Source organism: Mangrovimonas sp. TPBH4 (assembly GCF_001280505.1).
In the GTDB taxonomy this organism is placed as follows: Bacteria; Bacteroidota; Bacteroidia; order Flavobacteriales; family Flavobacteriaceae; genus Mangrovimonas_A.
Genome location: NZ_LBIO01000058.1, coordinates 148,739 through 161,023, shown reverse-complemented (window position 1 = coordinate 161,023; position 12,285 = coordinate 148,739). Strand labels below are relative to the sequence as shown.

Genomic DNA, 12,285 nt, shown 5'->3' with positions numbered 1-12,285 from the left:
GAAAAAAGTTCAAAACAAACAAATAAAATGCAGCAGCTTACATCTGAAGAACTTACAGAGTTTCTCAATGAAAAGACATTACAATACAACAATCCAAAATTCATTGAAACCGACCCTATTCAAATTCCTCACAGGTTTTCAAAAAAAGAAGATATTGAAATTGCAGGCTTTTTAACCGCTACCATTGCCTGGGGCAACAGAAAAAGCATCATTAACAATGCTAATAAAATCACGGAACTCCTAGAAAATGCACCTTACGACTTTGTTATGAACCATCAAGAACAGGATTTGGAGCCACTAAACGCTTTTGTCCATAGAACGTTCAATGGCATAGACCTTATTACCTTTATCAAGGCTTTACAACATATTTATAAAAGGCACGAAGGATTGGAAAACTTATTCCACAAACATGCTTCTCCAACTAGCATGCAAAATGCCATCCATGAATTTAAAAACACCTTTTTTGAAATAGAGCACCTGCCACGAACTAAGAAGCACATTAGCGATCCTCACAAAAAATCGGCAGCCAAACGCATCAACATGTTTCTACGATGGATGGTGCGAAATGACAATGCCGGTGTGGATTTTGGCATCTGGAAATCCTTATCTCCAGCACAACTCTCCTGCCCTTTGGACGTGCATTCAGGCAATGTAGCAAGGAAACTGGGCCTATTGAACAGAAAACAGAATGACGCCAAAGCTTTAGCTGAGTTGGATACCGCATTGCGTTCCATGGATCCTTCAGACCCCGTAAAATACGACTATGCATTATTTGGATTGGGCGTTTTTGAAAAATTTTAAATGAGAAGACCTATCTTTAACCTTATTTATTAAACATTACATAATGAAACTCAAATTACTAACACTATTCTTGCTCTCCGTAATGAGTGGTATTTCCCAAAACAGAACCATTCCTACGGATACCTTAATCACAACAGCACATTCTATTGAGGTTAAAGGCCAAAAAATTGATTACGACGCCACCTTTGGAATGCAACCTGTTTGGGATGACAAGGGAGAACTTGTTGCCGCGCTATCTTTCACCTATTACAAGCGAAAAAATGTTAAGGACAATAATCGGCCAATTATTTTTTCGTTTAATGGAGGACCTGGTTCGGCTTCAGTTTGGATGCATATTGCCTATACGGGACCAAAAATGTTGAATATTGACGACGAAGGCTACCCTTTGCAACCCTACGGCGTTAAGGACAACCCTTATTCTATCATTGACGTGGCCGACATTGTCTTTGTAGACCCTGTAAACACAGGCTACTCAAGAAGTATTGCCAACAAGGATGGAAAACTACCGGATAACAAACTGTTCTTCGGAATTAATGCCGATATCAAGTATTTGGCGTCCTGGATGAATACTTTTGTGACCAGGCACAACCGTTGGCAATCACCTAAATACATTGTTGGTGAAAGTTATGGTGGGACACGCGTTATGGGATTGTCTTATGAATTACAGAACGCCCAAAACATGTATTTAAACGGTGTGATTATGGTATCCCCTGCAGACTATAAAGTATTGACCTCAGGAAACCCAATATCGGATGCCGTTCATGTACCATATTACACGGCAACAGCATGGTACCATAAAATGCTGCCTTCGCATTTACAAAGCAAAGATCTGGAAGACATCCTTCCTGAAGCTGAAAGTTTTGCCATAAACTCCTATTTGCCTGCCATTTCAAGAGGAGGTTTTGTATCAACCGAAGAAAAAACAGCCATTGCCCAACAATTGGCCAACTACTCTGGATTAAGCCAAGACATTATCCTAAAAAACAACTTAAGAGTACCTTCCAGCTTTTTTTGGAAAGAATTATTGAGAGACAAAGGTATGATTATTGGAAGGTTAGATTCCCGCTATTTAGGGATTGATTATGACGATGCCGCAGATAGCCCAAGCTATAACCCTGAATTGGATTCTTGGTTGCATTCCTTTACACCTCCAATCAACATGTACATTAAAAATGAATTGAAATTCGAAACTGATGTGCCTTACCACATGTTGGCCAACGTACATCCTTGGGATCGTCAAAACGACAACACTCGTGAAGGCTTAAGAATGGCAATGGCCCAAAACCCTTATCTAAAGGTATTTTTCCAATCTGGATATTATGATGGAGCAACCACATATTTCAATGCCAAGTACACCATGTGGCAAATTGATCCAAGTGGTAAAATGAAAGACCGTTTTAGCTTTAAAGGCTACAGAAGCGGCCATATGATGTATTTGAGACAAGAGGATTTGAAATCAGCCAATGAAGACCTTAGAACCTTTATTAAGTCTTCCCTATCCAATGGAAAGGCCGCGAAATATTAAGGTTGAACTCTACAAGAGTTTATATGAATTTTATCGAAGCGGGACTTATTATAGGTCCCGCTTTTTTTGGCATAAAGCATGGCTCTTAGAGCAAATCCAAGAAAAAAAACCATGTTATATTTTTGTAATATTTTTCATATTGTAATAAGTAATTTTCTACAAAAATATTTTTTTAATATGTTTGCCGCTTTTAACATATTAAACAAATTATCATGAAAAAAAACTACCTATTATTAACCTTACTTTTAGCTTCAACATTAGGGTTTGGCCAAACCATACATGTAATTGATGACTTTGTAACAGGTGAAACCCCTGCTTACACCACTTCTACTCCAGAAGAGATCACTAACACAACCCAGTATTTTGGTGTTACCAATGAAACCGAAGTTGATGCAGTGGTTGATATAGAAGACCATAATTTTTTTGGAGCCCGCCAACTTTCATCTACCGAAAACCTTACATATTCAGGCTTTGATGTCACTGGAGAAACCAACTTTACAATTGCCATAGGTGTTGCTGAGGACGATGCCGAAGATGGTCTTGAAGATTGGGATGCTGAGGATACAGTTTCTTTTCAATACCGACTTGATGGCGGATCTTGGATGGATCTATTCGTCTTTTCAGGAACTGGAACAAATACCGCTCCTCATCTTGTTGGTGAGGGAACTATTTTAACTGATGATGTTGAGGAATTTATGGAAACAGTTGAAATTTCAGGAAATACAACTTTGGACATAAGAGTGCTTTTTGAAGGTTTAACTGAAGTAGATGAAGATATTGCGATTGAGTTCATTGCTGTTGTTTCGGATATCGAAGACCTACCTTCGATTGAAATAACTTCTCCTGAGGAAGAAACAAACTATCCAAATGAAACCACTTCTGTAGATATCAATTATACGGTAACGGGAAGTGCCGATGAGATTTTTATTTACATTAACGATGAAAGTTATGCTTTAAACACAAATGCAGGGGATTACACCTATACTGTTCCCGTAAGCAATGATTCTACTTATGAAATTGAATTGGTTGCCCTGGTAGACGGCTATAACATTTGGGGTGACGATGCCACTTTGATCATTGGATCAGGATCTCCTGTATTATCAAGTGAAACCAACCAAATTGAAGATTTCAAGGTATATCCAAACCCTGTGAAAAACAATAAATTTTCAATTTCATCTTCTAGTAATGAATTGAAAGAAATCAAACTTTACAATGTTCTTGGTAAATTAGTGCTAAGTGCAACTGCCAAAAACAATGAGTTTATCAATGTAGATCACCTAACGTCTGGTGTATACGTTTTAAAAGTTGTGGAAGGGAATAATGTGTCAACAAAAAAACTAATTATTGAATAAGCAACAAAGCTTTGTAAATAGAAAAGGGGAAGTCAAACAACTTCCCCTTTTTTATTATTGAACTATTTCATCATTTACATATTCTCACTTTGGTTTAACCATGCATTTCTTAACTCAATTTGCTTTTTCGTTGCATTTGGGTTCTCTACCAAAGTTCTATTGGTAGTAAATGCAGGAGTCAAAGTTGTTTTAATTTCAACGGTCTCTCCATTTCTATCCAATTGCACATCTACTTTTTTACCGGTTTCCCAGGCAAATATTTGGCTTACCACAAACTTGATGTTCATGTCTGATAATTTAAAGCCGTTTATACCCACCAATTGATCCCCGGGTTGAACACCTTGCTCATTCCAGAAAGAATTGTCTTCTACATTGTCTGTAAAGAACATTTCTTCAGTCTCTTTATTTCTATCCAAGACCAAACCATTGGCAGACTGTACGTAATTAGTCGCTACTTTTGTGTCTTCGTAGTGTAGTCCTACTTTTTCAAAAAACGCGTCATAATCGATAGGCTCACTTCCAACTACATGATTTTGCAAAAAGGCAGCAACCGAAGGATAAGTCATTTTTGAGATTTCGTCTATAATGCTATCATCATCAAAAGGTTTGTCCTTCCCGTATTTTGCAGACAATTCTTTGATTAAGGTCAACATGCTACGTGTTCCATCACTTTCCTCTCTCATCAAGATATCCAGACACATCCCAATTAAAGCGCCTTTTTGATAAACGTTCACATAATTGTAGGCATAAGGTTCTTCGGTAATGTTCTCACTCATTTCCGTAAAGCTTATAGTATCGTTGAAAAAGCTGGCATGCTTAATCTTTCCATCCATTGTATCGAAAAACTCTTTTGACGTTACCAAACCTTCGTATACTTGGAAATGTTGCGCAAAATACTCCGTCACCCCTTCATACATCCATAAATGCTTTGAGAATGTTGGGTTGTTATAATCGAAATAATGAATATCCTCTGAATGCACCGTTAACGGTGTAACAATATGAAAGAACTCGTGAGATACCACATCCACCATTGATTGGGCAAGCGATTCCTTAGTATCCCATTCCCTTAACACAACTACTGTAGATGTATGATGCTCCAAGGCTCCAAAACCTTTAGGTGCTTTGGCACTACCATCAGACAAAAATAAGTAGATATCATATCTCTGCGTGCTATTGATAGACCCCAAATAGTTTTTCTGAGCTTCCATCATCTGATACATGGTTTCCTTTAAGCTTTCGGCGGTGTGCTTTTTATTTGGCGAATACACACTCAAAACAATCTTGATATCTCCAACCATAAACTCCTCAACATCCAATTTCCCATACATCATTGGGTTGTCTGTGATATCAAAATAACGAGGTGCAAAATAGCTCGTGGTTATTTTTTCTCCATCGGAACTAGCACTTTCTGCAACTTTTTGCAAGGCAGAAGTTCTTTCGAAATTAGTAGGAGACACAACATCTAAAGTATACTGGCTGTTTTTAAGACTGTCAAAATATCCGATAAACCCATGAAGGTTCAACACAAAGTTGTTTGGTTCTATATTGGTACCTCCTGGAGAAAACAAATTTGGATAGTTGGGATTGCTTTCAACATCAAAAGTATCGTTAACCAAATACGTCAATTTATCCAATTGGGTAGCATTGGTAATTACCCAGGTATTTTTGTCAACTTTTTCTACCGGAAGTGCCTTCCCTTCATAATCCAATGCTTTAAAATCATCTACAAAGGCACCAAAATCACTGATATCGTAAGTTCCTTGTACAACGCGAGGCAATCTATACGTTATGGTATCTTGGATAAAACGTCCCGGATTAATGGTTACGGGTACCATATCATTCACAACAGCGGTTAAGTCCATGGAGGATTCAATTGGGCTTGAAATTGCTAATTCATTAGAAGTTCTTGGGGAGGAACCACAGGATAACATCATCATTCCAAACCCTATTAGGGCTATCACTTTCTTCATATACTCATTTTTTTAAACGAGGGGCAAATTTACGCAATCGGATGCGTTTTTCGAGTAAAGGTTTTGTTAAAATATTTTTGTATGTACCTTAGTATCATGAAACAAGACCTCGTAAGTGTGTTAACACCGTTCAAAAATACAGCCGATTTTTTACCGGCCTGCATCAAGTCCATTCAAAGCCAAACACATACGTTTTGGGAGCTCCTAATTGTAGATGACCACTCCACCGATAGCAGTTACGATATCGTCAAGTCTTTTGCTGAAAAAGACCCGCGGATTAAACTTTTCAAAAACAATGGCACTGGAATTATTTCGGCACTTCGCCTAGCATTTAAAGAAAGTAAGGGGACATTTATTACCCGAATGGACAGTGACGATATCATGAATCCAGACAAATTGCAATCCATGCTCCTTGATCTTAAAGACCACGGAAAAGGACATATTGCATTGGGACTGGTACAGTACTTTTCAGATTCAGGATCCTTGGGTGATGGATTTCAGCGCTATGAAACTTGGCTCAATAAGCTCACTTTGAAAGGTGATAATTTTAAAGAAATCTATAAAGAATGCGTCATCCCCTCCCCTTGCTGGATGGTATTCAGAGCTGATTTGGTCTCTTGTAAAGCCTTTGAGCCGAATCGTTATCCTGAAGATTACGACCTGACATTTAGATTTTACGAAGCACAATTGAACTGCATCCCAAGTAAAAAAGCACTGCATGAATGGCGGGATTACCCAAATAGGGCTTCCCGAACCGATGCACACTATTCCAAAAACCATTTCATTCCTTTAAAACTCCGTTATTTCCTAAAATTGGATTTTGATAATAGCAGACCTTTAGCCCTTTGGGGCGCTGGAAACAAAGGAAAAATGGTTGCTAAGAAATTAATAACTGAAGGCATTGCCTTTACTTGGCTGTGCAACAATGAAAAGAAAATTGGAAAGCATATTTACGACCAAGAATTGTATAGTTTCAGGCAATTACAAAACTTAAAACAACCGCAGTGCATCATAACCGTTGCTAATCCGGATGAGCAAGCTACAATCAAGCATCACTTACAATCTTTGGGAATGCAACCTATGATTGATTACTATTTCTTTTGTTAAAATTCTTGAAAGCCAAAGAGTATTATCGTCTATCATTTTCTATATTTGAATACTTGTACATTTAATCCACACGAATGCAGTTTAAATACCCGGAACTTCTTTACGCGCTTTTCCTACTTATCATTCCAATAATTGTCCATTTGTTTCAATTAAGACGCTTTGAAAAAGTGCCTTTTACCAATGTGCAGTTTTTAAAGAATGTAACGCTACAGACCCGTAAAAGTTCTCAAATCAAAAAATGGCTTACCTTAATTACAAGATTATTGTTGCTTGCAGCCATTATCATTGCATTTGCCCAGCCTTATATTACAAAATCCAACAGCTTTAATAGTAGTACAGAAACTGTTATTTATTTAGACAATTCCTTTAGCATGGAGGCCAAAGGAAAAAACGGAACCTTATTGAATACCGCTGTTCAGGATCTTTTGGAAACGGTTCCAGAAAATGACCCGATTACCTTTTTCACCAACGATTCCTATCATCCAAATACAACGATAAAAGCACTAAGAAATGAATTGATTCGTTTGAAAACATCTTCCAATCAACTCACTTACGAAGCTGCTATTTTAAAAGGAAGAAAAGCTTTTTCAAACGACCCTAGCGCTACCAAAAATTTGGTAATGATATCAGATTTTCAGGAAAAAGGGACTCCTTTCAACTTTAAGGCAGATAGTACTTTTCATGTAAACACGGTGCAATTGGAACCTGTCAATACCCGAAACGTAAGTATTGACAGTGCCTACATTTCTAAAAAGGATGTTGAAAATTTAGAGTTAACCATTACTTTAAATAATTACAATCAAAATATTTCAAATCAATCAGTTTCATTATTTAGTAATGATAATTTGACTGCTAAAAATTCTGTTGACTTTGAAGAAGGGAATACCGCAGTTTTCACACTCCCTATTAACCAGGAGGTAGATGGAAAACTGCTAATTGATGATCCCAACCTGCTTTATGACAACACCCTTTATTTCAACCTAAACCAGCAGGATGAAATTAAAGTCTTGTCTATAAATGAGGAAGACGATACATTTCTAAGAAAGATTTTTACCGAGGATGAATTTGTGTATACTTCTGCCCAGTTCAAATCTCTGGATTACAACATGATTGAAGACCAAAATTTAATCATCATTAATGAATTGAAAGACATCCCAACTTCATTAAGCACAGCTTTAAAAGCTTATAATGACAACGGTGGTTTTATTTTAATTATCCCTTCAATAGAGACAAACTTAAATGAATTAAATCAACTACTTACAAATCTAAACACAAGTTCGTTTAACAACTTCATTGAAAGCGAAAAGAACATTACCAATATCAATTTTGACCACCCTCTTTTCACCAATGTATTTGACAAAAGAGTGACCAATTTTCAATACCCAAAAACCAATTCCTACTTCACATTACAATCCCCGAATTCTTCGGCTATTTTGAAATTTGAAGATGGCACTTCATTTCTATCACAATATCATCATGTGTTTGTATTTTCGGCCGCATTGAACGACGATAATTCCAATTTTAAAAATTCACCACTTATTGTTCCCGTAATCTATAATATTGGAAAGCAAAGCTTAAAATTGCCGCAATTGTATTATACCTTAGGACAGGAAAACACCATTGACATTAACACACAACTGCAACAGGACGATATCCTTTCCCTTAAAAGTGAAGAGCAGTCTGTGATTCCGCTCCAACAAACCTACACAAATAAGGTAGAATTGAAAACCAATGAGTTTCCTGAAACCGCAGGAATCATCACGGTTATGAATAAAGATAAGTCTCTCAAAAAGTTAAGTTTCAACTACGACAGAAGCGAAAGCCAATTGGCTTACCATAACCTTTCATCAGTTGATGGAATTTCAAGCAGCAATAGTGTTTCCTCCATGATTAACGAGATAAAAAGTGCCTCCAATGTTAATGAGCTATGGAAATGGTTTGTTATTTTTGCAATAGCTTTTTTAATCATTGAAATGCTTATCTTAAAATTCCTAAAATGACCTTACTTATAAAATCTGCAACAATAGTTGATTCCAAAAGCGATTTTCACAATCAAACTGTTGATATCTTAATTGAAGACGGGAAAATTTCCCAAATCTCAGAAACCATAGAAAACACTAAAAACCACAAAGAATTAAACTTGGAAAACCTCCATGTTTCCCAAGGCTGGTTTGATAGTAGTGTAAGTTTTGGAGAGCCGGGATATGAAGAACGTGAAACGATTGTAAACGGATTAAAAACCGCTGCCCTTTCTGGCTTTACGGATGTGGCAGTAAATTCTAACACCCATCCTGTAATTGACTGTAATACGGATATCTCTTTCCTAAAGGCAAAAGCATTTGGAAATGCCGTAAACCTTCACCCAGTTGGAGCTTTGACCAGAAACAGTGACGGTGTGGATTTGGCTGAATTATACGACATGCAAAATGCAGGTGCCGTGGCTTTCTATGATTACCAAAAGCCAATTTCTAATCCTAACCTAGTGAAGATTGCACTGCAGTACGCAGGAAACTTTGGAGGGTTGGTATTGTCATTTCCTCAGGAATCAAAAATTACAGGTCTAGGAGTCATGAATGAGCATATTACCAGTACTTCCCTTGGATTAAAGGGAAATCCTGCACTGGCAGAAGAATTGCAAATAGCTCGTGATCTTTTCATTTTGGAATACACCGAAGGAAAACTTCACATTCCTACAATTTCAACTGCTAAATCTGTTGACCTTATCAGAAAGGCAAAAGCAAAGAATTTAAACGTCACTTGTAGTGTGGCCATACACAACCTGGTGTTTACAGATAAAAACTTGGTAGGTTTTGACACTAATTTCAAAGTATTGCCTCCATTAAGAACTCAAGAAGACATCGATGCCCTAATTGAAGGTTTAAAAGATGGTACCATTGATATGGTTACCAGTGACCACAATCCACTGGATATTGAACATAAAAAAGTAGAGTTTGATCACGCTCAATACGGAACAACTGGTTTAGAAAGTGCTTTTGGAGCCTTAAATGCAACCCTATCCACTAAAAAGGCTATAGAATTGCTTACCAATGGAAAAACACGTTTTGGCATTGAAAACCACCCAATAAATATTGGGGAAACGGCTTGTATTACCTTGTTCAACCCGAATGATACTTTTGTATTCTCTGCTGAAGACATCTTGTCTACTTCCAAAAACAGCTGCTTCGTAGATCATAAACTTAAAGGGAAAGCCTACGGAATTTTCGCAAACAATCAATTGGTTATAGAATAATGACAGAACAAACGATTAAAGAAGGAAAGGGCCTTGCCATTGTAAGCTATATGACATTTGTTGGGCTGATAATAGCAGTTATTATGAACCTGGAAAAGAAAAACCCGTTTACCAGCTTTCATATTCGCCAAATGCTGGGATTGATTTTAATGCTATTAGTTTCAAATGTTACGGAAAAGTATATCAATAGTTGGTTAGGTACGGTACTTTGGACCATCACCTTTGTATCCTGGGCGTTTGGTTTATTCAATGCTATCAAAGGTTCCGACAAGCCAATTCCTCTCGTTGGAGAATATTTTCAAGACTGGTTTCGCAACATCAACTAATCCCGAATGACAAATTTAGCTTTATACCACATTACCAGACCTTCATCCTTAAAAGAAAATGCCCCATTACTGATCATGTTTCACGGGTATGGGAGCGATGAAAACGACTTATATTCGTTTGCTTCGGAATTACCGGAAGAACTGTTTATCATCTCTGTAAGAGCGCCCTACCCTATGCAACCTTACGGAAATGCTTGGTACGCCATTAATTTTGATGCAGAAATGAACAAGTGGAATGACAATGAACAAGCCGCACAGTCTCGAGATTTAATTGCAACCTTTATCGATCAAGCCTGTGATACTTACCCCGTCAACAAACACAACGTTACACTTTTAGGGTTTAGCCAAGGAAGTATTTTGAGCTATGCTGTAGCAATGACCTATCCTGAAAAATTAAAAAATGTAATTGCCTTGAGTGGTTATATCAATGAAGAAATTTTACCGGAAAATCTAGACAGTAAGGATTTTAGCAATTTAGACATTTATGCCTCTCATGGAAGTGTGGACCAAGTAATTCCTGTAGAATGGGCTCGCAGAATTCCTAAATTCCTAAGTACCCGCAACATAAAACACGTCTATTCTGAATTTCCTGTAGGGCATGGCGTTGCCCCACAGAACTTTTACGAATTCAGAAAATGGTTATCGGACCGAATTTAATATGACGGTGGTGGATACATAAAGTACTCCACCACTTTAAATTTCAACTCTTCAGATTCGGAAATTTCATAGGTCAAGAAAATCTGTCCCCAGTATTTTCCATCACTAAAATCGGCAATGATCCATTTATGGTTCAATAATTTAATTTTATTGATCATCATTTTTCCATCAGTCATAGATGCATAAGGCACCAACGGATGGTCATCACCTTCGTAGACATTCAACTTATAAATTTCATCCTTAATAAAAGGAATCAATTCCTCTACATCGTAACCTTTGTTTTCAAAATAAGAAAGGGCATCCTCGTCAGTTTCAATATCAAAGTACATCAACTCTAGATTCTCATCATGCAAAGCTTCAATTTCTACTTTGTCCTTTTCCAATTTTTCCTTTAGCTGTTTGATATCCTTTTCATAGGAATCCAAAATGTTTTTAGAATTCGCATATTGGAAAACAATCAACAATACCGAAAAAATAAACAGGTACATAAAAATTCTGCTCTTCATAGTTTAAATTGAAATTTGTAGGTTATCATACGCCAAGAAAACGTTGCTTGGCAATTTTTGTTGTACGTCGTCGTGAAATCCCAAAAGATGACTGATGTGCGTAAGATAGGCTTTCTCTGGCTTTACACGCTCTATAAAATTCAAGGCTTCTTCTAAATTAAGGTGGGACATATGCGGCTCAATACGCAGGGCATTCACCACCAAAACTTTTAAATGCTTCAGTTTTTCCACCTCTTCATCTACAATGGTTTTCATATCCGTTAAATAGGCGAAATCGCCAAATCGGTATCCAAAAACCTGCAGTTCGTGGTGCATTAAATTCACAGGAATTATTTCCAAACCTCCTAATTTAAAAGGTTCACTGCTAATTACATTAGATATTACACCAGGCGCCCCAGGATATTTATTTTCGGTTTCAAAAATATAATCAAAGCGTTTCTCCAGACCTTCAATAACACGTTCATGTGCATAAATGGGCATATCGCCTTGCCTGAAGTTGAAAGGTCTGATATCGTCAAGTCCAGCGGTATGGTCGGCATGTTCATGAGTAAACAAAATACCATCCAATTTTGTGCAATCTGTCCTAAGCATTTGCTGTCTAAAATCAGGGCCGCAATCTACCACATACGCGTGGTCATTCCACTCCACCAAAACTGAAACACGCAACCTTTTGTCTTTCGGATTTTTACTCAGGCACACGGGATGTGTATTACCAATAATGGGGATTCCCTGGGATGTTCCTGTGCCTAAAAACGTAACTTTCAAATCATCTGAGTTTGGAACAAAAATAA

The 12,285-nt window shown here is 37.4% G+C and carries 11 protein-coding genes; 8 read left to right on the top strand and 3 right to left on the bottom strand.

The genetic code is table 11. The features are described from left to right. Positions 1-27 precede the first annotated feature (27 nt). From ZA05_RS15040 to ZA05_RS15030, 3 genes are all read left to right on the top strand, one after another. Positions 28-801, top strand: coding sequence for a TIGR02757 family protein (locus ZA05_RS15040; RefSeq protein WP_053992503.1), 774 nt, complete (start codon positions 28-30; stop codon positions 799-801). Positions 802-844: 43 nt separating this feature from the next. Continuing rightward, entirely contained in the window at positions 845-2,326 is a 1,482-nt protein-coding gene (locus ZA05_RS15035; protein ID WP_053992502.1) for a S10 family peptidase, read from the top strand. Between the two features lie 212 nt (positions 2,327-2,538). Continuing rightward, positions 2,539-3,678 (top strand): T9SS type A sorting domain-containing protein, encoded by a 1,140-nt coding sequence (locus ZA05_RS15030; RefSeq protein ID WP_053992501.1) that lies wholly within the window; start codon positions 2,539-2,541, stop codon positions 3,676-3,678. Between the two features lie 74 nt (positions 3,679-3,752). Here the strand turns inward: ZA05_RS15030 and ZA05_RS15025 are convergent, their stop codons facing one another. Further along, a complete protein-coding gene (locus tag ZA05_RS15025) occupies positions 3,753-5,648 on the bottom strand; it encodes a peptidase M61 (RefSeq protein ID WP_053992500.1) in 1,896 nt (631 codons plus the stop codon). Between the two features lie 96 nt (positions 5,649-5,744). Here ZA05_RS15025 and ZA05_RS15020 point away from each other — a divergent pair, with 96 nt between their 5' ends. The 5 genes from ZA05_RS15020 (at position 5,745) to ZA05_RS15000 (ending at position 10,988) form a co-directional block, all read left to right on the top strand. Beyond that, complete coding sequence (locus ZA05_RS15020; RefSeq protein WP_053992499.1) at positions 5,745-6,755, top strand: glycosyltransferase family 2 protein; 1,011 nt, start codon at positions 5,745-5,747, stop codon at positions 6,753-6,755. Positions 6,756-6,829: 74 nt separating this feature from the next. After that, positions 6,830-8,755, top strand: coding sequence for a BatA and WFA domain-containing protein (locus ZA05_RS15015; RefSeq protein WP_053992498.1), 1,926 nt, complete (start codon positions 6,830-6,832; stop codon positions 8,753-8,755). Then, complete coding sequence (locus ZA05_RS15010) at positions 8,752-10,005, top strand: dihydroorotase family protein (protein ID WP_053992497.1); 1,254 nt, start codon at positions 8,752-8,754, stop codon at positions 10,003-10,005. Before ZA05_RS15015 ends, ZA05_RS15010 begins: the two co-directional genes overlap by 4 nt. Further along, on the top strand, positions 10,005-10,331 hold the full coding sequence (locus tag ZA05_RS15005) for a DUF4870 domain-containing protein (RefSeq protein WP_053992496.1): 327 nt from the start codon (positions 10,005-10,007) through the stop codon (positions 10,329-10,331). Before ZA05_RS15010 ends, ZA05_RS15005 begins: the two co-directional genes overlap by 1 nt. 6 nt (positions 10,332-10,337) lie before the next feature. Then, positions 10,338-10,988: an alpha/beta hydrolase gene (locus tag ZA05_RS15000; RefSeq protein ID WP_053992495.1), complete on the top strand. Its 651-nt coding sequence runs from the start codon at positions 10,338-10,340 to the stop codon at positions 10,986-10,988. Here the strand turns inward: ZA05_RS15000 and ZA05_RS14995 are convergent. After that, complete coding sequence (locus tag ZA05_RS14995; protein ID WP_231632501.1) at positions 10,985-11,494, bottom strand: hydrolase; 510 nt, start codon at positions 11,492-11,494, stop codon at positions 10,985-10,987. The genes ZA05_RS15000 and ZA05_RS14995 overlap by 4 nt on opposite strands. Positions 11,495-11,497: 3 nt before the next feature. Then, the gene (locus ZA05_RS14990; protein ID WP_053992493.1) at positions 11,498-12,259 is read right to left on the bottom strand and encodes an MBL fold metallo-hydrolase; all 762 of its coding nucleotides are present in this window, start codon (positions 12,257-12,259) and stop codon (positions 11,498-11,500) included. Positions 12,260-12,285: the final 26 nt, after the last annotated feature.